Here is a 23,801-nt window from a genome sequence, read left to right as displayed (position 1 = left end):
GTAGACATGGAACACGCGGCATTGTGGCCCAATCAGCCTGCGGGGCTTGACAAATCAGTGGTTTCGCCAAGGGTCATGCACCCAGCAAGGGCTGTCTGGACCATGCTTGCCAACTGCTCCCGCAAAGTCGGCAGACCATCCCCCTGACGGGCACTGACGAAGATGCGCGGCACCTGCCGTCCATCGAGGTCGTACATATCCTGCAGCACAGCGGGCCGGGTTTCGGGCGGCATCGCATCCAGCTTGTTGAACACCAGGATCTGCGGGATTTCCGAGGCCCCGATCTCAGCCAACACCAACTGCACCTGCGCAATCTGTTCCGGGTAACCCGGGTTGGCGGCATCCACGACATGCAGAAGCAGGTCTGCATCTACCGCCTCTTGCAGCGTGGCCTGAAAGGCGTCCACCAGGCCATGCGGCAAATCGCGGATGAAACCCACCGTATCGGACAAAGAAGCCGACCCCGCCGCCTCGCCCAGGTAAAGCTGCCGCGTGGTGGTGTCCAGGGTCGCGAACAACTGATCCGCCGCGTATGCACGCGCCTTCACCAGCGCGTTGAACAGCGTGGACTTGCCCGCATTGGTGTATCCGACAAGGGAGATGTTGAACGTGTCGCGCCGCTCCCGTTGGCGGCGCTGCGTTGCGCGCTGGCGCTTGACCTTGACCAATCGCTCCCGCGTGCGCTTGATCGCCTCGCTGATCATGCGGCGGTCCAGCTCAATCTGCGTTTCCCCCGGGCCGCCACGGGTGCCAATGCCACCGCGCTGGCGCTCCAGGTGCGACCAGCGTCGAACCAGTCTTGTACTCAGATACTGCAGGCGTGCCAGCTCAACCTGCAGCTTGCCCTCATGGCTGCGCGCCCGCTGGGCAAATATCTCGAGAATCAGCAAGGTCCGATCATTGACCGGTAGTTGCAGATGGCGCTCCAGATTGCGCTGCTGCGCCGGGCTCAGGGCCTGGTCGAAGAGCACCTCCTGGGCGCCGTGCATCTGCGCCAGGGTGCGGATCTCATCCGCCTTGCCGCTGCCGACGAACAGTGCGGCATCAGGGGTCTTGCGCTTGCAGACCAGGCGAGCGACCGGATCCAATCCGGCCGTCTGGGCCAGCAAGCCAAGCTCTTCGAGCTCGGCATCGAAATGGGGCAAGCCGAAATCCACACCGACCAGAAGGACCGGTGCGGACTTGTCGCCAGATGATTTTTTGGAACTCAAGGCTGCGGCCCCTTGAATGCGAAGCGCTCGCGCCTCAGCGCAACCCCAAGCCGCAAGGCGTACTTATTGGGCATCCCCGACGGCAGGCTCAGCCGTCGAGAAATTCACTGCACGGCCCGGCACGATGGTGGAAATGGCGTGCTTGTACACCATCTGGGTCACCGTGTTGCGCAGAAGGACGACATATTGATCGAAGGACTCGATCTGTCCCTGAAGCTTGATGCCGTTCACCAGATAAATGGAAACGGGCACATGCTCGCGGCGCAGCGCGTTCAGGAACGGGTCTTGAAGAAGTTGACCTTTATTGCTCACGATATTCTCCGTGTTCAAAAATGTTGTTGTAAACCAGCACCTTACCACAGCAGTGGAGCCGTATTCGGCACAGGGGCTCAGGATTCGTTTTTGTCTGCGAACGGGTTGCTGGAGGTCTTCATCTCTATGCGCAGCGGCGTTCCCACCAGATTGAACTCCTTGCGGAACCGCCCTTCCAGGAAGCGCTTGTAGGCATCCGTGACATGTTCCAGGGAGTTGCCATGGATCACGATGACCGGCGGATTCATGCCCCCTTGGTGCGCGTAGCGCAGCTTGGGTCGGAACATTCCCGAGCGCTTGGGGCTTTGGAACTGCACAGACTCCAGAAGCAGTCGCGTCAGCACCGGCGTTGGCATCTTGCAGGTAGCCGCCTTGTAGGCCTGGACAATGGATGCCCAGAGCGGCCCTATGCCTTGGCGCTTCTTGGCCGAGATGAAATGCAGAGAGGCGAACTTCAGAAATGACAGGCGCGTCTCGATGGAACGCTCCAACTGCTGGCGGCCGTAGTCGTCCACCGCATCCCACTTGTTGACCGCGATGACCACCGCTCGACCGCTTTCCAGGATGTAGCCCGCGATATGCGCATCCTGGTCCGTCACACCCTGCGTGGCATCAAGCAGCAGCAACACGACATTGGCCGACTCGATCGCCTGCAGGGTCTTCACCACGGAGAACTTCTCGATCGCCTCAAACACCTTGCCCTTGCGGCGCAGCCCCGCGGTATCGATCAGTTCGAACTTCTGGCCATTGCGCTCGAAGGGCACGGAGATGGCGTCGCGCGTCGTCCCCGGCATGTCGAATGCAACCAGCCGCTCTTCACCCAGCCAGGTGTTGATCAGCGTGGACTTGCCCACGTTGGGGCGCCCCGCCACGGCGAGGCGTATGACGTTGTTCTCGGCTGCGGCATCGTTGTCCTCGATGTCCGGCAGGGCCAGGGGCTTGAGCGCCAGATCCACCAGACTCCGGATCCCCTGGCCGTGCGCCGCCGACACGGGAAACACCTCGCCCAGGCCCAGCTCGTAGAACTCGACGAGGTGGGCACTGTCCTGCATGCCCTCGGCCTTGTTCCCGGCAAGCACACAGGGCTTGCCAAGGCGGCGCAGGTAGTTGGCGATGTCATGGTCCTGCGCAGACACACCCGCGCGCACGTCCACGACGAAGATCACCACGTCGGCTTCCGCCACCGCCTGCTGGGTCTGCCGGGCCATCTCTCGGTAGATGCCGCTGGATGCGTCGGGCTCGAAACCGCCGGTGTCGATCACGATGTACTCGTGCTTGCCCTGCTTGCCGTTGCCGTAGTGCCGGTCCCGCGTGAGACCGGCGAAGTCGGCCACGATCGCATCACGCGATTTGGTCAGCCGGTTGAACAAGGTGGATTTGCCCACATTGGGCCGCCCCACCAGAGCGATAACAGGCTTCATCCCTGTGTCCTATCCCTGTTAATCCGGGCGGAAGCCGTAGACGCCACCCTTGCGCGTCACGACCACCAGCGTATCGCCCGCGGCCACCGGAGCGGCAGCAATGGCCGAGCCGTCCGTGGTCAGGCGGTTGAGTGGCGCGGCGTCCTCGCGGGAGAGCAGATGCACCAGGCCCGCATCGTCGCCCACCACGACGGAGCGCCCCAGCAGCAGCGGCGCCGTGAGCTTGCGGAACTGCAGCCGCTCGGAAGACCAAGCCCGGGAGCCATCGGCACGGCGCCAGGCGACAACCGTGCCGTTGCTTTCCGTTCCAAACAGCATGGTTTCATCCCCATGGATGCCCTCGCCGGCACTGGCCGGCTGCGTCCACGCCACCGTTCCACGCGCCGCATCGATGCAGCCGACCGTGGCCTGGAAGGCCCGTGCGCACACGCTGTCACCCACGCGGCTGGTACGGCCGACGATTTCCACCAGACGCTCGACGTCATTGGTGCCCCGCGGGCTGGCCAGCGGCGCCTCCCAGCGAACCACGCCATTGTCCGGATTGAAGCCGACCAGACGCCCCGAGAGGCCGGCGACCAACGTGTCGCCCACTGCCATCAGGACGCCGCCCTGACGCAGGATCAATGGCTCACCCGGCCGCTGCTGGTTCCACAGCGGGTAACCCGTCGCGGCATCGAAGGCGGCGATGGAACGATCCGCCGCCAGCACGAAGACACGATTGCCCGCAACCAGCGGCGCCGTGTACGCCTGTGCCGGCAGCGGCTTGCGCCAGATTTCACGCCCACCGTCGAGAACGATGACCTGATTGCTCTTGGATACAACAGCGGTCCAGCGACCGTCGCCACCCACGCCCGAGGCCAGTGGCAGGTTCAGCTGCGTGCGCCAGATGTCGCCACCCGTGCGCGCATCAATCGCCGCCACCTCGCCGTTGCCAGACGCCAGCGTGACCGCATTGCCGTTCACCAGCACATCCAGCGCGATGCCATCGGTGCCCCCCATCCTGGCCGTCCAGGCCTGACGCACGCTCAGCACCGGGATATTGGCGCCCAGTTCCGCGGGCTTTGGCTTGGAAGCACCACCCCACAGCGAACAACCACCGGCCCCCAGCAGGCTCACCAGCGCAAGCGCCGCCACCAGCGGCTTGGCACGGCTGCGGACCGCGCTCACTTGGCGCTCCCCGACGATGCGGCCGGCGCCGTCTCGACCTGGGCACCCAGCGCATTCAGCTTGGCCTCCACCAGGCGGCGGTAATCGGCGCGCTCATCGAATGCCTGGTAGGCGCGGCGGTACTCGGCAATGGCCTCCTGCTTCTTGTCCTGCAGCACCAGTACATCGCCCTTGCGATCCGCGACCGTGGCGGCAAATTCGGGCGGGAAGCGCCCTGCCAGTTGGGCCAAGGCCTCGTCGTAGGACTTGGCCTCGATCAGCACCGCGGCCAGGCGCAGCTTGGCCAGGGCCATGTAGCCCTCGTCGGCCGCCTTGTCTGCCACCCAGGTCAGAATGCCTTTGGCCTCGTCCCACTTTCCGGCGTCAACCAGCACCTTGGCCGCCAGCAGACCCGCCTGGCCGGCCTGCGCCGTGCCGCCATAGCCGGACTTCAGATCACCAAAGGCCTGCTGGACGCGCGCCAGGTCGCCCGCCTGTGCAGCCGTCTCCACGGCTTCCACCAGGGCCGTGGCCTGCTGGGCCTGGCGGCTCTGCCAGAACTGGTAGCCATTCCAGGCGGCCAGAGCGCCCAGGATGACGATCAGCAGCCAGGTGATGGGCGTGCCCCAGGTGTTCCAGAAATGCTTGATCTGGTCGAGCTGCTCTTGTTCTTGAAGGTCAAAGTTATTTGCCATAGTGCGGGTTCCGTTCAGCGCGGGGATTGTAGGGTGCAGGCCCAGTCCGACAGCGAGGCGAGCGGGCGCTCCACCTGCTCGCCGCCGTCGCGCAGGGGCTTGACGGTGACGGCGCCGCGCGCCATTTCGTCCGCGCCGAAGACCAGGGCAAATCGGCTTCCGCTGGCATCGGCCTTCTTGAACTGCGACTTCATGCTGCCCATGCCCTCGCCCGCGCTCGTCGGGCTGTGCATCTGGACCGAGACCCCCAGGGCGCGCAGCTGCTGCAGTGCGGCCATGACCGCGGGCAGCGCGGCGACATCGGGAACCACGGCATAGGCGTCGGCCGCCAGGCCGGGCGCCTGCGTTGCCTGCTCCTTGAGGAGTTCCAGCACGCGCTCCACGCCCAGGGCCCAGCCCACGGCGGGCGCCGGCTTGCCGCCGATCTGCTCGATCAGGTAGTCGTAGCGGCCGCCGCCGCAGATCGTGCCCTGCGAGCCCAACTGGTCGGTCACGAACTCGAACACCGTGAGGTTGTAGTAGTCCATGCCGCGGACCAGCCGGGGGTTCAGGCTCCAGGCCACGCCATTGGCATCCAAGATGGCCTTGACGGTCTCGAAATGCTTCAGCGAGTCCTCGCCCAGGAAGTCAATGAGCTTGGGCGCCACCTCCACGATGGCCTGCATGGCCGGGTTCTTCGTGTCGAGGATGCGCAGCGGATTGCTGTGCAGGCGGCGGCGCGCGTCCTCGTCCAGCACGTCCTGGTGCTGCTCCAGATGCTGGATCAGCGCTGCACGGTGGGCCTTGCGCTCCTGTGGCTGCCCCAGGCTGTTGAGCTCCAGGCGCACGTTCTTGAGGCCCAGCTCGGCCCACAGCGCATGGGCCAGCAGGATGATCTCAGCATCGGCCTCGGCGCCGGGAAAGCCCAGCGCCTCGGCGCCGATCTGGTGGAACTGGCGGTAGCGCCCGCGCTGCGGCCGCTCATGGCGGAACATGGGGCCCATGTAGTACAGGCGCTTGCCGCCGTCGTACAGCATGGAATGCTCGACCACGGCGCGCACGACGCCGGCCGTGGCCTCCGGGCGCAGCGTCAGCTGTTCGCCATTGAGGCGGTCTTCGAAGGAATACATCTCCTTCTCGACGATGTCGGTCACCTCGCCCAGCCCGCGCACGAACAGCGGCGTGGGCTCGACGATGGGCGTGCGGATGTTGCGGTAGGCGTAGCGCGCCATGAGGGCGCGCACCTTGTCTTCCAGCCATTCCCAGCGCGCCGAGTCCGGCGGCAGGATGTCGTTCATGCCCTTGATGGCAACCAGCTTCTGCATCTTGTTGAGTGGAATAGAGATTTAAACGAAATAGGCTGCTAGCGCCCGCGTATCAAGCGCATACAGCTATATATTTGATAGCAAACAAACCCGGGATGCGGCTCATCCCGCATGGACGCCTTCGCCAAAGCGGCGGGCGATGTAGCCATCGACGATGTCCTGGAACTCGCGGGCGATGTTGTCCCCGCGCAGCGTCATGGCCTTCTCGCCGTCGATGAACACGGGGGCCGCGGGCGCCTCGCCGGTGCCCGGCAGGCTGATGCCGATGTCGGCATGCTTGCTCTCGCCAGGGCCGTTGACGATGCAACCCATGACGGCCACCTTGAGCTTTTCCACACCGGGATAGCGCAGGCGCCACACGGGCATCTGCGCACGCAGGTAGTCGTCGATCTGCTTGGCCAGCTCCTGGAACGTGGTGCTGGTGGTGCGCCCGCAGCCGGGGCAGGCCGTCACACTGGGAACGAAGGCGCGCATCCCCAGCGCCTGCAGTATCTCGGACGCCACCACCACCTCCTGGGTGCGCGCCTCTCCCGGCTGAGGGGTCAGGGAGACGCGGATCGTGTCGCCAATGCCCTCCTGCAGCAGGATGGACAGGGCCGTGGTCGAGGCCACGACGCCCTTGGTACCCATGCCCGCTTCCGTCAGGCCCAGGTGCAGGGCGTAGTCGCAGCGGCGCGCCAGCTCACGGTACACCGCGATGAGGTCCTGCACGCCGCTGACCTTGCACGACAGGATGATCTGGTCGCCCTTGAGGCCCATCTCCTCGGCACGCCGAGCCGACTCGATGGCCGAGGTGATCAGCGCCTCGTACATGACCTGGCGCGCATCCCAGGGCTGGGCCCGCTGGGTGTTGGCGTCCATCAGCTGGGCCAACAGCTCCTGGTCCAGGCTGCCCCAGTTGACGCCGATGCGCACGGCCTTGTCCCAGCGGATCGCGGCTTCGATCATCTGGCCGAACTGGCGGTCGCGCTTGTCGCCCTTGCCCACGTTGCCCGGGTTGATGCGGTACTTGGACAGCGCCTGCGCACAGTCCGGGAACTCCGTCAGCAGGCGGTGGCCGTTGTAGTGGAAGTCGCCAACCAGGGGCACGGTCTCGCCCATGCGGTCCAGCTGCTCACGAATGTAGGGCACGGCCGCCGCGGCCTCCGGCGTATTCACCGTGATGCGCACCATTTCGGAGCCGGCCTGCGCCAGCTCCTTGATCTGGATGGCCGTGCCAATGGCGTCCACCGTGTCGGTGTTCGTCATGGACTGCACACGCACCGGTGCGTCGCCGCCCACGGTGACGACGCGGTCGCCCCAGACGACTCGCGCCTGCCGCGAGCTGCGCGCCATCGGCGCCGCCATGGCAATGGGAGCTGCTGTGCCGGACATGTTCATTCACTTCACCTCGAAACGCGCCACGTTCTCGCGCGCAATGGCCTTCAGATCCATGGGCTTGCCTCGCACGATGACGTCGGTGGCATCGGCCCGGCCGACCACCACGGCCCATGGAGGAGCGCCCGCGGCAGAGACGCTTTCCCCTGCCGCCAGGCTTTTTTGCAGCACCACCTCACCGGAAGCGCCGCGCACCTGCACCCAGGATTCCGCGCGCGCACGGATGACCAGCACGCCTTCCGCCACGGGCGCGTCGGAGGCAACCGCCTCGACCGGAGCAGCGGGAGCGCTGACCTCTGGCGCATTGGCGGCAGGTGCCGAAGGCTCCGCGGAGACGGCCGCCGCAGGCGCCCCGTCCCGCGGTGCGGATACGGCGGAGGGTTCCTGTGCCGCTGGCTCTGCAGGCACCAGCGGAACCTCCACCCGATTGGACACGACCTGCTCACCCTGGCCGTCGATGCTCTTGGGCAGGAAGGCAATGGCCAAGGCCGCCACCAGCAAAGCCACCACGGCAACGCCCAGCATGCGCGACTTGGGCCGTTCTATGGACGCGCCCTTGCCAGAGCGATGCCCCTGATCCTTGAAGGAGGCGTTGATGCCCCTGTCCACCTTGAGCTGGACCGGCTCGCCATGGGGCAGCAGCGCCAGGACCGGAGCGGGGTCGGCCTTCAGCGCCCGGCACACGCTGGACGCCAGGGCGCGCATGAAGACGGCGTCCGGAAACGCGTCATATTGATCGGCCTCCAGCGCCTCCAGCTTGCTGACAGGCACCTTCAGGGTCACTGCCAGCGCCTCGATGTGGACGCCGGCAGCCCCCCGCCATTGGGCCAGCAGCGCGCCCGCCGACGGACCGCCGGCGGAGGGCGCGGCCCCCTGAGAAAAATCATCGGCGCCTTGCGTCGCGACCGACTCACTCATCGAATGCCCCTCTTTCAAACGCCAATGTTTCCTTGGCGCCAGGGAAGCGCTTGCGCAATTGATCCCCCAACTGCCGCATGGCAACAAAATCCTTCAGGGCACGCTCTACCTTGATGCCCAGCCAGAGAGATTCCGCGTTGGCGAACTCGCCATTGTTGACGCGGCGGATATAGAACTGCGCCCGCTTGGTCTCGCCGCGAGCGAGCAGCAGAGAAGCCAGGTTGAATCCCACCACTGGATTGCCTGCATCGATCTCATACGCCCGCTGCAAGGCCTGCTCCGCGTCAGCCGCACGCCCGGCCCGCTCATGGCACAGCCCCTGAGACAGCAGGGTCTTGCTGCGTGCACCATAGGTGGGGACCGCCAGGGCACGCTCGAACAGCTGATTGGCCTGTTCGTACTGCTGGCGCTGGCAGTGAAGCCATCCATAGTTGTGCATGATGTCCGCATCGGCCGGCTTCATGCCTTGGGCGCGCTTGAGACTGTCATCCGCAAGGGCCAGATCGCCCATGCTCATGTACGTCAGTCCGCGCAGATGGTAGGCATCCGCATACGTAGGGTCTGTGGCAATGGCCTGCCTTACCTCGTCCAGGGCCACCGACGTCTGCCCCATCTGCAGATAGTTGGCAGCCAGCTCCAGCCGGATCCGCGCACGCCGACGCGCATCGGTCTCGGCAGAAGCAGATCCCGACTCCATGGCGCTAGCCCCCAGGTCGGGCGATGCCTGATGGGCGCAGCCTCCCAGCCCCGCCAAGGCCGCGGCAACAGCGCATGCAGCCACCATCCAGCGCCCTGCGCCTCGATCTCCTCCCCACAACTTCATGAATAGCCTCCCTTAGTCGAAGTGTGCATCAGGCGATGGGCTTGAGCTCGATGACTCGGAGCTTGGCCATGCGTTTATTGACCTTGGTCCGGTCCTTCACATCACCGGCCAGTTGGCCACAGGCCGCATCAATATCATCGCCACGTGTCTTGCGTACGGTCGTGACGATACCGGCATCACTCAACAACTTCGCAAAAGCCGACACACTCGCCTGGGAAGAGCGGCGCAGACCCGAGGCAGGGAATGGATTGAATGGGATCAGGTTGAACTTGCACGACACGCCGCCCGAGGCTTTGCGGTCGACCAGTTCGATCAGCTGGCGCGCATGCTCGGGCTGGTCATTGACGCCGTCCAGCATGCAGTATTCAAAAGTAATGAAATCACGCGGCGCGTGATCCAGGTAACGCCGGCAGGCCGCCAGCAGCTCCTCCAGCGGATACTTGCGATTGAGCGGAACCAGGTTGTCACGCAACCCATCGTTGGGCGCGTGCAAGGAAACGGCCAGGGCCACGGGACAATCCTGCGCCAGGCGGTCCATCATGGGTACCACACCCGAGGTGGACACGGTCACCCTGCGGCGCGACAGGCCATAGCCATGGTCATCGAGCATGATGCGCAGCGCCGGCACCAAGGCAGAGTAGTTCTGCAGCGGCTCGCCCATACCCATCATCACGACATTGGAGATCACGCGTTCGCCATCGCCCCGACGCTGGCGCAAGACGTGCTCGGCATGCCAGAGCTGCGCAATGATTTCACCCGTGGTGAGATTGCGGCTGAACCCCTGGTGCCCGGTGGAACAGAAGCGGCAGCCCACGGCGCAGCCCGCCTGCGAGGAAATGCACAGCGTACCGCGATCGTCTTCGGGAATGAAGACCGTCTCCACGGCATTGCCATCCCCCACGTCAAACAGCCACTTCACCGTGCCATCTGCCGATACATGCTCACTGATGACCGGCAGCGCGGTCACATGCGCGCAACCCTTGAGCTTTTCACGCAGTGACTTCGCCAGATCGCTCATCTGGTCGAAGTCGCTGGCGCCCCGCTGGTGAATCCAGCGGAACAGTTGCGTGGCCCGAAAACGTTTTTCTCCCAACCGCTCGCAAAAAGCGGCCATTCCGTCCAGGTCAAAATCCAGAAGGTTCGTGGTCATAACGTCGTCGGATGTCCACGCCCACATAGCGTTCCCCGAGCACAGGGCGAGGTGTTCCACCTGGCACCCTGCGCCCAGAGCCGCTGCATCAGCGCGAGTAGATATTCAGGCCAGGAAAAAAGAAGGCCACTTCAGCCTGGGCGGTTTCGGCAGCGTCAGAGCCGTGCACCGCATTGGCGTCGATGCTGTCGGCAAAGTCGGCGCGGATCGTGCCGGCCTCAGCCTTCTTGGGGTCCGTTGCGCCCATGAGTTCGCGGTTCTTCAGGATGGCGTTCTCGCCTTCGAGCACTTGGATCATCACGGGGCCGGAGATCATGAAGTCCACCAGGTCCTTGAAGAAGGGACGCTCCTTGTGGACGGCATAGAACTGCTCGGCTTCGCCACGCGACAGGTGGGCCATGCGAGCGGCGGCAATCTTCAGGCCTGCGCCCTCGAAGCGTGCATAGATCTGGCCGATCACATTCTTTGCGACTGCATCGGGCTTGATGATGGAGAGGGTGCGTTCGATAGCCATGTTGATGTTCCTACGTAGGATGTTGCGGTATTTTTTGCCTTTCGGGCAAAACCATTAATTTTAGCTTTTCGCCAATCCCCTACCGCCCGCCGCGGCGCGACCCCGTATTGCGCTGCTGCTGACGATGGCGCGAGAAGCTGTCGGCACCGATATATCCCACGGAGGTTTTCATCGGATCAGGCTGCGCGCCAGCGGAGCGCCCACCCGCACGCCCTGCCTGCTTCTCCCTGGCGTTGCCGCCGCCAGACATCTTGCCGCCCAAGGGCTTGCGATCGCCTCGGCGGCCGTCCCTGCCCCCAACACGCTCGCCCCCCCGCGCTTCGCCCCCTGCAACGCCTGCCGCCTGCATCAGGGAGCGGATGTCGCGCTCGTCCAGTTCCAACCACGCCCCACGTTTGAGGCCGCGCGGCAGCATCATGGCCCCATAGCGGATACGGATCAGCCGGCTCACCGCATGGCCTACCGTCTCGAACATGCGCCGAACCTCGCGATTGCGCCCCTCGGAAATGGTGACGCGGTACCAGCAGTTGGCCCCCTCGCCGCCGCCCTCCTCGATGGAGCCAAAAGAGGCCATTCCATCCTCCAGAGACACGCCGTCCAGCAACCGCTGCTTTTCTTCGCTGCTGAGCGCACCCAGTACGCGCACGGCGTACTCACGTTCCAGGCCGAACCGCGGGTGCATCAGCTTGTTGGCCAGCTCGCCGGAGCTGGTGAACAACAAAAGCCCCTCCGTATTGAGATCCAGGCGCCCGACGGATTGCCATTTGCCCTGCTGAAGCCGCGGCAGCTTGCGAAACACCGTGGGGCGGTTCTGCGGGTCGTCGTGCGTCACGACTTCCCCCACCGGCTTGTGGTAGGCGATTACCCGCACTGGCGGCGGAGCAATGCGGAATCGAATCGGCTTGCCATTGACCTTGATCTGGTCCCCGAACTGGACACGCTGCCCAATATGGGCCGGCTCGTTATTGACGGAAATACGCCCCTCGAGGATGAGCTGCTCCATCTCCAGCCGCGACCCCATGCCCGCCTGCGCCAGGACCTTGTGCAATTTGGGCGTCTCAGCCTGGGGTTGCAGCACCCGTTTGGCAGGCACCGCATCGGCATCCGCTTCGTCTTGATCAAGCCGGCCCGACACGATGTCCGCAAAGCGATATCCGTCACCCTGTGGCGCCGGCCTGTCCGCCCGCTTGCCATGGCCCGACCCGGAGCCCCCGCGCCCTGCGCGTCCCTCTCGCCCACCCTCTTGCTGTGACTCCGGCGATACCACGGTCCCGCCCCCACCCTCGCGAGGCTCTTGCGGCTCCCGCTCCACAGCATTTTCCCGGGGCGCCACGGTTTCTGCCGGATCACCCTTGCGAGATCTGCACCCCTTGGCTGCCCTGTCTTTGACAGAGGACTGTGGCTCCATCGCCGGCTGTCCGGCATCAAGGCTCTTGTGAGAATCATTCATATCAATTTCCTGCGATACCCTCATCGGCATCGTCATGTGAGGCACCCGCCATCAAGGCCGGTGCTGCGCCAATTTCTGCATCCCCCTGCACCACCCGCTCATCCGAAGATGAAGCTTCCGCGGCACCAGGTGCGGCCACTTCTTGCGCACTCTCCTGAAGGGAGGATTCATTAACATCTTCGGGCGGCAAAATGTCAGTTCCAGCGTCAAGCGCATCGAACACACTGGCCTGCGCACCTTGGTCACTCAGCGTGGGCAGTTGATCCAACGACTGCAACCCCAGATCATCCAGAAACTGCCTTGTCGTGGCGAACAATGCTGGGCGACCCACCGTTTCGCGATGGCCGATGACCTCCACCCATCCCCTGTCCTCCAGCTGCTTGATGATCAGGCTGTTGACGGTGACCCCGCGGACATCCTCAATGTCGCCGCGCGTGACCGGCTGGCGGTATGCAATGATCGCCAGCGTCTCCAGCGCGGCCCGTGTGTAGCGAGGCGGCTTTTCTGGATGCAGGCGATCCAAATACTCTCGCATCTCGGGCCGGCTCTGGAATCGCCAACCCGTCGCCACCTGCACCAATTCGACGCCGCGCTGCGCCCAGTCCTGCTGCAGTTCGAACAGCAGCATCTTGACCGTATCGGATCCGAGCACGTCATCGAACAAGGTACGTAACTCGCGAATCGATACGGGCTGCGGGGCACAGATCAACGCGGTTTCAAGAACCCGTTTGGCATCCACAGAATTCATGGTCCAACAGTTCCGAAAGAGGCATCCGCCCCTCCTTGACAGGACAGGCACCTAGGATTGGAGAATATGCGCGAGATGGGGCGAGTGATGTCGCGCCTTCATGGAGCCGGCTCGTGTCAACCACACCAAGCCGGCATCTGCGGCAGAACAGCCGTCAAGGGCAATTGTAGCGCAGCCCCCAGAAATCAAGGACTTGCTGCATGTCACCAGGCAAGGGAGCGCGGAATTCCATTGCCTCGCCCGTGACAGGATGCGCGAAGGCCAGACGAAAAGCATGCAAGGCCTGCCGCCGCATGGGACCGGCAGTCACTCCACCGTACAAAGTGTCGGCCACCAAGGGGTGACGAATGGATGCCATGTGCACGCGAATCTGATGGGTGCGCCCGGTATGGAGCGTGCACCGGACCAGGCAGACCTCGTCGTTTGCGTCGAGCAGATCGAAGTCGGTACGCGCCTCCTTGCCCGCGTGCTGATTCAGATCCACCACCGCCATGCGCAATCGATTGCGCGGATCGCGCCCTATCGGCGCAAGAATGCTGCGGTGCTGCGGCCCCGACCAGCCCCCCCAGGCCAAGGCCAGATACTGGCGACTCACCTCGCGTGCCGCAATCATGCGCACCAACGCATCCATGGCCGCACGACTGCGCGCCACAACCATGAGTCCACTGGTGTCCTTGTCCAGACGGTGCACGATACCGGCGCGCGGCACCTGAATGGCCCGGGCATCCCGCCCCAGCAGCGCATTGAGCAGCGTCCCGCTCCAGTTGCCTGGCGCAGGATGCACTACCAATCCCGCCGGCTTATTGACCACCAGCAGATGCTCGTCCTCATGCACTATGTCCAGCGACAACTGCTCCGGCTTGAAGGCCTGACTCTCCTGCGTGGGGCGCATCTCCACCACCACGCGATCCCCGGCCTTTACCTTGTGGGCCGGCTTGAGCACCTGCAGGCCGTTCAGGCACACCGCTCCTTGCACAAGCAGTTGCTGCAGATAGCTACGGGAAAACTCCGGGACCAGCTCAGCCAGCGCCTTGTCCAACCGCAGGCCATGCTGCGCGGCGGATGCGGCCACTTCGCGCAACTCGCATTCAGCGCCGACCGCCGACGGGGCAAATTCTTCACTCAGCTCATGCGCACAGGAATCGTCATCCATCTCCCGCGTTTCTGTCACCGACACAGGCGCACTCAACGCGCTGGCAAATAGCGCGTGGGGTCCACCGGCTTGCCCTGGCGGCGGATTTCAAAATGCAGCTTCACGCGATCTGCGTCGGTGCTGCCCATTTCTGCAATCTTCTGGCCTCGGCGCACGTTCTGATCCTCTTTCACGAGCAGCGTCTGGTTGTGCGCATAGGCCGTGAGATAGGTGTTGTTGTGCTTCAGGATCACCAGATTGCCGTAGCCACGCAGGCCCGCACCGGCGTACACCACCCGGCCATCTGCGGCGGCGAGCACTGGGTCCCCGGCCTTGCCGCCAATATCGAAGCCCTTGTTGCGCGCCTCATCAAAGCCTGCCAGCAAAGAGCCCGAGGAAGGCCAGATGAAGTTCATGTCATCGGCACCGCCGACAGTGGCTGGCGCCGGCGTTGCTGCCGCAGCCGGCGTGGGCGCCACGGCTGCCGGCGCGGATGCGGCCGGCTTGGGGGCGCTCGCAGAGGAGGCTGGCGCCACGGTCGATGAAGCAATCGGCCGGGTCACGACCCCCGTATCGGACGCTACCGCAGTGGAGGGGGCCGCCCCCGGCGGGGCCACGCGCAGAACCTGTCCGACCTCGATCAGGTTGGCGTTTTCCAGGCTATTCCAGCGAGCAATGTCCTTCCAGCTCTGCCCATTCTCCAACCCGATGCGAATCAGGGTGTCCCCGGGCTTGACGGTGTAGTACCCCGGCTTTCCGGCGTTTTCAGCACCTGGCAACGGCTTGGCATCCGGCGCTGCGGACGCAGACATTGTGCTGCCGGCGCCGTTGGCGGCAAAAGTGCCTCGATCCTCTACCGGAGCCCTGTTCACTGGAGTGCTGCAGCCCGCCAGCAGCCCGCCAGCAAGCGCCACAAATCCCCAAGTTACAAGACCACGCGATACCAACATAAGCAATTCCTTCAGGCGATCCCCGATTTTAGGGGGACGAAATGCACGGCCTCGAGAACACTCTGTTTCAGGCCCTGCAAAGTTTTGTCAACAACAAGCAACATCTGCTGCCCGTTAGCGCCCGCCATGGGCGCCACGAGACGCCCACCAACGGCCAATTGCTCACACCATTGCAGAGGGAGGTTTTCACCACCCGCCGCGGAAATGATGCCTGCATAGGGCGCACCGCTGGCGTAACCCAGCATCCCGTCACCCAGAATCAGGTGGACATTGGCCAGGCGCAGCGGGCGCAGATGGTCTCGCGCCTTTTCATGCAACGCGCGCAGCCGCTCGATGGTGTACACCTCACGCGCCAAACGGGACAGCACAGCGGCCTGGTAGCCGCAACCGGTGCCTATTTCCAGCACCCGGCCAAGCCCATTGGCCCTGGCGCCTTCCGCACCCAGCAGCAATTCCGTCATGCGCGCCACCACGCTGGGCTTGGAAATGGTCTGGCCCAGACCTATGGGCAGACTCGTGTCTTCATAGGCCTGGTTCACCAGGGCCGTGTCGACGAAGCGGTGCCTTTCCACGCCCCCCATGGCCCGCAGCACCGGCTCCGCCGTGATGCCCGCCGCTGCGAGCCGCTGCACCATGCGCGCGCGCACCGCGGCCGAGTCCAGTCCCACGCCTTGTGGTGCGGGCGGCAGCACCTCGCGCCGGGCGCGCGTCGATGCGGCATCCACCCGCGGCAAGGCACCCTGCTGCCAGTCGATGCGTGCAGGGAATCCAGGCCGGCGCTGCATCAGGCGCTCCCTGCCGGCGCGGCCGCAGGCACCAGGCGCGCAGCAGTCTGCACCCAATAGCCCAGGCCGTCGTGGTCGGTCAGGTCCACCTTCAGAGGGGTCATGGACACATGACCATGCGCCGTGGCATGGAAATCCGTGCCCTCTGCGGCATCCTTGACCTCCCCAGCGCCGCCGATCCAGTACATCAACTCGCCACGCGGGCTCTGCTGCTCAATGACACGCTCTGCCGCATGGCGGCGCCCCAGGCGGCACAGGCGCAACGGACGCAGCGCATCGAACGGCATATTGGGAATGTTGACATTGAGCAGCCACGGGGATTCACCCACCAGCTTTTGCGCCTGCATCTGCTCCACGATCTCGCGCGCCTTGCGCGCGGCGGACTCGATCTCGCCCCAGCCCTTGTCCACCTGCGAGAAGGCGATGGCTGGAATACCGAACAGATAGCCTTCCATCGCAGCCCCTACGGTGCCGGAATAGATGGTGTCGTCGCCCATGTTGGCGCCGTTGTTGATGCCGGAGACCACCAGATCGGGCCGGTACCCCAGCAGGCCGGTCAGCGCAATATGCACGCAGTCGGCCGGCGTCCCATTCACATAGCGGAAACCGTTGGTCGCACGGTGCACATAGAGCGGCGAATGCAGCGTCAAGGCATTCGACTTGGCGCTGTTGTTGTGCTCGGGTGCCACCACCTCGACATCGGCAATGGTCTTGAGAGCGTCATGCAGCGCCACAATGCCCGGCGCCTGGTAGCCATCATCGTTGGATATGAGGATTTTCATGGTCACGGAGACTGGATCGCAAGCATTGTAGAAGGGCACTCCCCCATTTCGCCCCGTCACCCAAGGGACAAGGCCCCCTCCTGGGCGCCACCTATGATGCGCGCCCGCGCCACCGCCCACAACACAGGAGACTCCCATGCACGCTTGGCTCTGCACCAACCCCACCGGCGTAGAGGCCCTGGCCTGGACCGAAATGCCCACGCCCGAACCGCGGGCCGGCGAGGTGCTGATCAGGATTCACGCCGCGAGCCTGAACTTCCCCGACCTGCTGATCGTGCAGGACAAATACCAGATCAAGCCGCCCCTGCCCTTCGTCCCCGGCTCGGAGTACGCGGGCGTCGTGCAGGCCGTGGGCGATGGCGTGACCCACCTGCGCGCCGGGCAGAACGTGGCCTGCCTGAGCGGCACCGGGGGGTTCGCCACCCATACCATCGCACCGGCGGCGCGCTGCATCCCACTGCCCGAAGGATTCCCGCCGGTGGATGCTGCCGCCTTCATCATGACCTACGCCACCTCCCACCATGCGCTGGTGGACCGTGCACGGCTCCAGGCCGGCGAGACCGTGCTGGTGCTGGGGGCTGCGGGCGGCGTGGGGACAGCCGCGATCCAGATTGCCAAGGCCCTGGGCGCACGCGTGATCGCCGCGGCGTCCACGGACGACAAGTGCGACCTGTGCCTCAAGGTGGGGGCCGATGCCGTCATCAACTACAGCCAGGAAGACCTGCGCACGGCCATCAAGTCCCTTACCGACGGCAAGGGCCCCGACGTGATTTACGACCCCGTGGGCGGACATTTCTCCGAGCCGGCCTTTCGCTCCATCGCCTGGCGCGGGCGCTATCTGGTGGTGGGCTTCGCCTCGGGGCCCATCCCTTCGCTGCCACTGAACCTGGCGCTGCTCAAGGGCGCCTCCATCGTCGGCGTGTTCTGGGGTGAATTCGCCAAGCGCGAGCCCCAGGCCAACGCCGCCATGATGGCCGAGCTGGCCCAGTGGTATGCACAGGGCAGGATCAAGCCCGTGATCGACCGCACCATGCCCATGGCGCAGTTGCCTGCCGCCTATGCCCACATGGGCGCACGCGCGGTGATGGGAAAGCTGGTGCTGGTCAACTGACGAGGCGGGCCGACCGGCGGGGGTATAGAGGCGTTGGCTATTCAAGCCGGCTACGCTCTGTCACACTTCCAGGCCTTCGCCCCTTCCTGTCAGCCCTGCAGATGGCCGTAGCCAAATCCCCGTCCGAGATCGCGCGTGAAACCCTCAAGCAACTGGCCGCGCGCCGGCTCCAGCCCTCCCCCGACAACTACCAGGCGCTGTACGACGAGGTCGCGGGGCACCCCAGCGCGCCATCGTTTCCCACAGCGCAGCTGCGGCAGATTCTCCGGGTAATACCGGGGCAGACCCCGGGACAGAAGCGCCTGCTGGGCCTGCTGGAGAACGCCATCACGCGGCAAGACTGGTCCATGCTGCAAAACGTGTTCGTGGGCTATGCCAACCTGGGGCTTGCCCCGGCCGCCGCACCCGAGTCCGCCGACGCCGACCTGGCACACCTGCCCCCCACACTGGCCCAGAACCTGGCGCGGCTGGTGGACAACACCCTGCCGGCGCTGGGCGAGGACGATGCCCGCGTGCACGAGCTGGCGGCGCAGCTCAGCGCCTTCCTGCGCGAGCCCGAGCCCCCCGTTCCCACGGCAGAGCTGATGCTGAGCAACTTCAGCTACCGGCTTTCGTTCGCCGCGGAGGACCAGGCCGCCATCCGCACGAACCTGCTGGGACTGCTGCGCCTGGTGTTCGAAAACATCGCCGCGCTGAGCCTGGACGACGAATGGCTGCATGGCCAGGCCGATGCCCTGCTGGCCGCCTCCACGCCGCCGCTCACGCTGCGCCAGCTCGACGAAGTGCAGCGACGGCTCAAGGACGTGATCTTCAAGCAGTCCGAGGCCAAGGAGCGCACGGTGCAGGCCCAGGCCCAGATGCGCGAGCTGCTGGCCACCTTCATCGAGCGGCTGGCGCACATGGACGAATCCAGCAGCGCCTACCACGAGAAGATGGAGCACTGCGCCGAGCGCATCGGCCAGGCAACCCAGCTGCAGGACATCATGCCGCTGCTGGAGGAGGTCATGGCGGCCACCCGCGCCATGGCGCTGAGCAGCCGCGTGACGCGTGGCGAGCTGCAGGACCTGCGCGAGCGCGCCGAGGCCAAGCACGCCGAAATCGACCTGCTGCGCCGGGAGCTGGACCGGGCCAGCGCCCAGGCCCGCCACGACCCGCTGACCGGCTCGCTCAACCGCAAGGGCCTCGACGAAGCCCTGGACCGGGAGGTCGCACGCGCGCGGCGCAATGGCACGCCGCTGTGCGTGGCGCTGCTGGACCTGGACAACTTCAAGGCCATCAACGACCGGCTGGGCCACACGGCCGGCGACGAAGCCCTGATGCACCTGGCCAAGGTCACACGCGAGGTCATGCGGCCCCAGGACCAGCTGGCGCGCTACGGCGGCGAGGAGTTCGTGCTCGTCCTGCCCGACACCCGGTTACCCGAGGGCGTAAAAGCCATGGAACGCCTGCAGCGCGAGCTGACCACGCGCTACTTCCTCAAGGACCAGGAGCGCCTGCTCATCACCTTCAGCGCCGGCGTGGCGCAGGTGGAAGGCGAGCACGACAGCGCCGACGCCATCCGCCGCGCCGACCAGGGCATGTACCTGGCCAAGCGCTCCGGCAAGAACCGCGTGGTGGCCGCGTAGCACCCCGCCATGCAAGCCACTGCCGCCAGCCGCCGCGCCCTGCTGCACAAGGCGGCCTGGGCGGCCATGGCCACGCAGCTGCCCCGATGGGCCTGGGCCCGCACGCCCGTGCGGCACGACCCGTTCGCCCTCGGGGTGGCCAGCGGCGACCCCACGCCCGACGGCGTGGTGCTCTGGACCCGCCTGCTGCCCCCGGCCCACATGGGCGGCACGGGCGGCATGGAGCCTGACGCCCCGCTCCATTGGGCCGGCCCGCTCACCGTGCGCTGGGAGCTCGCCGACGACGCGCAGTTCCGCCGCATCGTACGGCATGGCACGGCCACCGCCCTGCCCGAGCTGGCGCACAGCATCCACGTGGAGGTGCAGGGCCTGCAGCCCGGCCATTGGTACCACTACCGCTTCATGCTGGCGGATGCCGTCAGCGCCGTGGGCCGCACCCGCACGGCCCCGGCGCCGCATGCGCTGGATGAGCGGCTGCGGCTGGTCTATGCCTCATGCCAGCGCTGGGAACACGGCCACTACGCCGCCTGGCGGCACGCCTGCGCGGACAGCCCCGACCTGGTGCTGTTCCTCGGCGACTACATCTACGAATACCCCACGCCCAAGGACACCACAGGCCTGGCGCGCGTGCACCACCTGCGCCTGCCCAATAGCTTGGCCGACTACCGCGACCGCTACGCCCTGCACAAGAGCGACCCCGCCCTGCAGGCCGCGCACGCCTGCGCCCCCTGGGTCGTGACCTGGGACGACCACGAGGCCCAGAACGACTACGCCGCGGGCCACGGCCGGGGCGACCGCGCCGACTGGCTTCTCCTGCGCAGCGCCGCCTGGCAGGCCTTCTACGAACACATGCCGCTGCGCGCATCCACCCTCGCGGCATCCGCCTTTCAGGGGCTGCAGATCCATCGCCGCCTGCCCTGGGGGCGCCTGGCCCGGCTGCACATACTGGATGCCCGCCAGTACCGCGATCTCCAGGCCTGCCGCGCGCCGGGCAGCGGCTCCGCCGGCGCGGTGCGCCCCGACGCCTGCGCCGAGCTTGCCGAACCGGGCCGCAGCCTTCTGGGGTGGGGGCAGGAGCAATGGCTGCAGACGGGCCTGGCGGCGGACGCACGCGGGCATTCCACGCGCTGGAGCGTGCTGGCGCAGCAGACGCTGTTCTCGCCCCGCCGCTACCCCTCGGGCGTGCAGTCCACCGACACCTGGGACGGCTACCCCGCCGCCCGCGCCCGCCTGCTGCAGGCCCTGGCCGGGCATCCCCCGCGCAACACCGTGCTGCTGGGCGGCGACATCCACCAGAACTACGTGTGCAACGTGACGGCGGCACCCACCGCCCACGGCGGACACCCGCCGCGCATCCTGGCCAGCGAGTTCTGCGGCACCTCGATCTCCTCACGCGCCGGCACCACGCAGGACAAGGTGGACGCCATCGCGCGCCGCAACCCGCATGTGCTGCTGGCCCGCTGCGGCGAGCGCGGCTACGGCCTGTGCGACATCACGCCCGCCCGCTGGACGACCACGCTGCGCGCCGTCCGGGACCCGCTCGACGCCGACAGCGGCGCGTACACTCTGGCCCGTTTCGTGGTGGAAGACGGCCGTCCCGGCCCCCAGCCGGCCTAGCGCCGCAGCCCGCACCGGCGGCTGTGCGCCGCGCGCCCCACCCCATGCCCCCCCGCACCGTAGGAACAGACAGACAGATGACCGGGAAATCAGCGCCCACACCCCGTCCCGAAGAGGCCGACTTCTCGAACCACACACCCATGATGGCCCAGTACCTGGGCCTCAAGGCCCAGCACCCGGACACCCTGGTGTTCTACCGCATGGGCGATTTCTACGAACTGTTCTACGCCGACGCCGAGAAGGCCGCGCGGCTGCTGGACATCACGCTGACCCAGCGCGGCCAGTCGGCCGGCCAGCCGGTCATGATGGCGGGCGTGCCCTTCCATGCGCTGGAGAACTACCTGGGCCGGCTCATCAAGATGGGCGAGTCGGTGGCCATCGCCGAGCAGGTCGGCGAGGTCGGCGCCGGCAAGGGCCCGGTGGAGCGCAAGGTGGTGCGCGTGGTCACGCCCGGCACGCTCACCGACAGCGAACTGCTGTCCGACAAGAACGAATCCCTGCTGCTGTCCGTGCACCAGGGCGCGCGTGCGCGCTGCGGCCTGGCGTGGCTGTCGGTCACGCAGGGCGTGGTGCACCTGGCCGAATGCGCCCATGACGAGCTGGGCGCATGGCTGGCCCGCATCGCCCCCAGCGAGGTGATCTACAGCGCCGGCGTCACGCAGCGCTTTGAGGAGCAACTGACCCAGCTGCGCCAGGGCGGCGCATTTGCCTGCCCCCTGAGCCTGCGTCCGGACTGGCAGTTCGACGCCGCCCTGGGCGAGCGCAAGCTGCTCGAGCACCTGGGCGCCGCCAGCCTGCAGGCCTGGAACGCCGAGGGCCTGCCCCACGCCCATGCCGCCGCCGCCGCGCTGCTGCAGTACGCCGAGCACACGCAGGGGCGCACGCTGACCCATATCCACAAGGTGCATGTGCAGCGCAGCGATGCGCTCATCCACCTGCCCGCGGCCACGCGCCGCAATCTGGAACTGGTCAAGACGCTGCGCGGCGAGGACGGCCCCACGCTGTTCTCCCTGCTCGACACCTGCATGACCGGCATGGGCAGCCGCCTGCTCAAGACCTGGCTGCTGGAGCCCGAGCGCGACCGCGGCGCCGCGCGCCAGCGCCTGGCCGCCACCGCCGCACTGCGGGGCGCGGGCGCCGGCCAGGGCCCGTGGCAGGTCTTGCGCGCTGAGCTGCGCGGCGTGAGCGACGTGGAGCGCATCACCGCCCGCATCGCCCTGCGCCAGGTGCGCCCCCGTGAACTGGTGGCGCTGTGCAAAACGCTACAAAAAACAGAGCTACTAGCGCTTAATACACAAGCTCCAGAGGCATTTTTGGCTCAAATTTTTGGCCAACTGCACCCGCCCGCCGCGTGCACCGCGCTGCTGCAGGCCGCCATCCAGGAGGAACCCGCCGCCCTGGTGCGCGACGGCGGCGTGATCGCCACCGGCTTCGACGCCGAGCTGGACGAGCTGCGCGCCATCCAGAACAACTGCGACGACTTCCTGCTGGAGCTGGAAACCCGCGAGAAGGCCCGCACCGGCATTCCCAACCTGCGTGTGCAGTTCAACAAGGTGCACGGCTTCTACATCGAGGTGACGGCCAGCCATGTGGACAAGGTGCCCGACGACTACCGCCGCCGCCAGACGCTGAAGAACGCCGAGCGCTTCATCACTCCGGAACTCAAGTCCTTCGAGGACAAGGCCCTGTCGGCCCAGGAGCGCGCGCTGGCGCGCGAGAAATGGCTGTACGAGCAGGTGCTGGACCGGCTGCAGCCCCATGTGCCGCAGCTCACGCAGCTGGCCCATGCGCTGGCCTCGCTGGACGTGCTGTGCACGCTGGCCGAGCGCTCGCTCACGCTCAACTGGTGCGCACCGCAGTTTGTGGACCAGCCCTGCATCGACATCGACGCCGGCCGCCACCCGGTGGTGGAGGCGCGCCTGGCCGAGACCTCCAGCGGCGCCTTCATCCCCAACCACACGCGGCTGCACGGCAACACGCGCATGCAGATCATCACCGGCCCCAACATGGGCGGTAAATCGACCTACATGCGCCAGGTGGCGCTGATCGTGCTGCTGGCCAGCATGGGCAGCCATGTGCCGGCCACCGCCTGCCGCCTGGGCCCCATCGACGCCATCCACACCCGCATCGGCGCGGCAGACGACCTGGCCAACGCGCAGTCCACCTTCATGCTGGAGATGACCGAGGCCGCGCAGATCCTGCACAGCGCCACGCCCCACAGCCTGGTGCTGATGGACGAGATCGGCCGCGGCACCAGCACCTTCGACGGCCTGGCCCTGGCCAGCGGCATCGCCACCCATCTGCACGACCGCACCAAGGCCTTCGCCCTGTTCGCCACGCACTACTTCGAGCTGACGGAGCTGTCGGCCCGCCACCAGCATGCGGTGAACGTGCATGTGGGCGCCACCGAATCGGGCTCGGACATCGTCTTTCTGCACGAGATCCAGCCCGGCCCCGCCAGCCGCAGCTACGGCATCCAGGTGGCCAAGCTGGCCGGCGTGCCCGCGGCCGTGCTGCACCATGCGCGCCACACGCTGGCCGCGCTGGAGGAGCGCGCGGGCGAGGACGATCTGCAGGTGGACCTGTTCGCGCCGCCGCCCGCACCCGAGGTGCAGGCCGTCAGCCCCGTGGAGTCGGCGCTGGCGCAGATCAACCCCGACCAGCTCAGCCCGCGCGAGGCGCTGGACGCGCTGTACCAACTCAAGCGGCTGAGCGGGGCATAGCGCCCCG

Annotated in this window: 21 protein-coding genes; 4 read left to right on the top strand and 17 right to left on the bottom strand. The window is 66.3% G+C overall.

Going from position 1 to position 23,801, the window contains the following annotated elements:
• Positions 1-32 precede the first annotated feature (32 nt).
• From hflX to surE, 17 genes are all read right to left on the bottom strand, one after another.
• Positions 33-1,211: a GTPase HflX gene (gene hflX, locus BP68_RS12195; RefSeq protein ID WP_496372077.1), complete on the bottom strand. Its 1,179-nt coding sequence runs from the start codon at positions 1,209-1,211 to the stop codon at positions 33-35.
• 63 nt (positions 1,212-1,274) lie between these two features.
• On the bottom strand, positions 1,275-1,523 hold the full coding sequence (gene hfq, locus BP68_RS12190; protein ID WP_496372075.1) for an RNA chaperone Hfq: 249 nt from the start codon (positions 1,521-1,523) through the stop codon (positions 1,275-1,277).
• A 77-nt stretch (positions 1,524-1,600) separates the two neighbouring features.
• Positions 1,601-2,944 (bottom strand): ribosome biogenesis GTPase Der, encoded by a 1,344-nt coding sequence (der, locus tag BP68_RS12185; protein ID WP_496372073.1) that lies wholly within the window; start codon positions 2,942-2,944, stop codon positions 1,601-1,603.
• A gap of 18 nt (positions 2,945-2,962) precedes the next feature.
• Entirely contained in the window at positions 2,963-4,081 is a 1,119-nt protein-coding gene (gene bamB / locus BP68_RS12180) for an outer membrane protein assembly factor BamB (RefSeq protein ID WP_496372095.1), read from the bottom strand.
• A gap of 26 nt (positions 4,082-4,107) precedes the next feature.
• Positions 4,108-4,785 carry a YfgM family protein gene (locus BP68_RS12175; protein WP_496372071.1) on the bottom strand — a complete coding sequence of 226 codons (678 nt, stop codon included), beginning with the start codon at positions 4,783-4,785 and terminating at the stop codon, positions 4,108-4,110.
• Positions 4,786-4,799: 14 nt separating this feature from the next.
• Complete coding sequence (gene hisS / locus BP68_RS12170; RefSeq protein ID WP_496372069.1) at positions 4,800-6,089, bottom strand: histidine--tRNA ligase; 1,290 nt, start codon at positions 6,087-6,089, stop codon at positions 4,800-4,802.
• Between the two features lie 102 nt (positions 6,090-6,191).
• A complete protein-coding gene (ispG, locus tag BP68_RS12165; protein WP_496372067.1) occupies positions 6,192-7,469 on the bottom strand; it encodes a flavodoxin-dependent (E)-4-hydroxy-3-methylbut-2-enyl-diphosphate synthase in 1,278 nt (425 codons plus the stop codon).
• Positions 7,470-8,384 carry a helix-turn-helix domain-containing protein gene (locus BP68_RS12160; RefSeq protein WP_496372065.1) on the bottom strand — a complete coding sequence of 305 codons (915 nt, stop codon included), beginning with the start codon at positions 8,382-8,384 and terminating at the stop codon, positions 7,470-7,472.
• Positions 8,377-9,207, bottom strand: coding sequence for a type IV pilus biogenesis/stability protein PilW (gene pilW, locus BP68_RS12155; RefSeq protein ID WP_496372063.1), 831 nt, complete (start codon positions 9,205-9,207; stop codon positions 8,377-8,379). Before pilW ends, BP68_RS12160 begins: the two co-directional genes overlap by 8 nt.
• Before the next feature lie 28 nt (positions 9,208-9,235).
• Positions 9,236-10,357 carry a dual-specificity RNA methyltransferase RlmN gene (gene rlmN, locus BP68_RS12150; protein WP_496372061.1) on the bottom strand — a complete coding sequence of 374 codons (1,122 nt, stop codon included), beginning with the start codon at positions 10,355-10,357 and terminating at the stop codon, positions 9,236-9,238.
• Positions 10,358-10,445: 88 nt separating this feature from the next.
• Positions 10,446-10,871: a nucleoside-diphosphate kinase gene (gene ndk / locus BP68_RS12145; protein WP_496372059.1), complete on the bottom strand. Its 426-nt coding sequence runs from the start codon at positions 10,869-10,871 to the stop codon at positions 10,446-10,448.
• A 79-nt stretch (positions 10,872-10,950) separates the two neighbouring features.
• Positions 10,951-12,321: a pseudouridine synthase gene (locus BP68_RS12140; RefSeq protein WP_496372057.1), complete on the bottom strand. Its 1,371-nt coding sequence runs from the start codon at positions 12,319-12,321 to the stop codon at positions 10,951-10,953.
• 1 nt (position 12,322) lies between these two features.
• Entirely contained in the window at positions 12,323-13,069 is a 747-nt protein-coding gene (gene scpB, locus BP68_RS12135) for an SMC-Scp complex subunit ScpB (protein ID WP_496372055.1), read from the bottom strand.
• A 154-nt stretch (positions 13,070-13,223) separates the two neighbouring features.
• Positions 13,224-14,222 carry an RluA family pseudouridine synthase gene (locus BP68_RS12130; protein ID WP_496372053.1) on the bottom strand — a complete coding sequence of 333 codons (999 nt, stop codon included), beginning with the start codon at positions 14,220-14,222 and terminating at the stop codon, positions 13,224-13,226.
• 32 nt (positions 14,223-14,254) lie between these two features.
• Positions 14,255-15,151 carry a peptidoglycan DD-metalloendopeptidase family protein gene (locus tag BP68_RS12125; RefSeq protein WP_496372051.1) on the bottom strand — a complete coding sequence of 299 codons (897 nt, stop codon included), beginning with the start codon at positions 15,149-15,151 and terminating at the stop codon, positions 14,255-14,257.
• Between the two features lie 11 nt (positions 15,152-15,162).
• On the bottom strand, positions 15,163-15,936 hold the full coding sequence (locus BP68_RS12120; protein WP_496372049.1) for a protein-L-isoaspartate(D-aspartate) O-methyltransferase: 774 nt from the start codon (positions 15,934-15,936) through the stop codon (positions 15,163-15,165).
• Positions 15,936-16,718 (bottom strand): 5'/3'-nucleotidase SurE, encoded by a 783-nt coding sequence (surE, locus tag BP68_RS12115; RefSeq protein WP_496372047.1) that lies wholly within the window; start codon positions 16,716-16,718, stop codon positions 15,936-15,938. The genes BP68_RS12120 and surE overlap by 1 nt, the downstream gene beginning before the upstream one ends.
• 136 nt (positions 16,719-16,854) lie before the next feature.
• Here surE and BP68_RS12110 point away from each other — a divergent pair, with 136 nt between their 5' ends.
• From BP68_RS12110 to mutS, 4 genes are all read left to right on the top strand, one after another.
• A complete protein-coding gene (locus BP68_RS12110; protein WP_496372045.1) occupies positions 16,855-17,829 on the top strand; it encodes an NADPH:quinone oxidoreductase family protein in 975 nt (324 codons plus the stop codon).
• 101 nt (positions 17,830-17,930) lie between these two features.
• Positions 17,931-19,454, top strand: coding sequence for a GGDEF domain-containing protein (locus BP68_RS12105; protein WP_496372043.1), 1,524 nt, complete (start codon positions 17,931-17,933; stop codon positions 19,452-19,454).
• A 9-nt stretch (positions 19,455-19,463) separates the two neighbouring features.
• The gene (locus BP68_RS12100) at positions 19,464-21,071 is read left to right on the top strand and encodes an alkaline phosphatase D family protein (RefSeq protein ID WP_496372041.1); all 1,608 of its coding nucleotides are present in this window, start codon (positions 19,464-19,466) and stop codon (positions 21,069-21,071) included.
• A 77-nt stretch (positions 21,072-21,148) separates the two neighbouring features.
• Positions 21,149-23,794 (top strand): DNA mismatch repair protein MutS, encoded by a 2,646-nt coding sequence (mutS, locus tag BP68_RS12095; RefSeq protein ID WP_496372039.1) that lies wholly within the window; start codon positions 21,149-21,151, stop codon positions 23,792-23,794.
• Positions 23,795-23,801 lie beyond the last annotated feature (7 nt).

The organism is Diaphorobacter oryzae DSM 22780, assembly GCF_059568935.1.
This window is presented reverse-complemented; position numbering and strand designations above follow the sequence as displayed.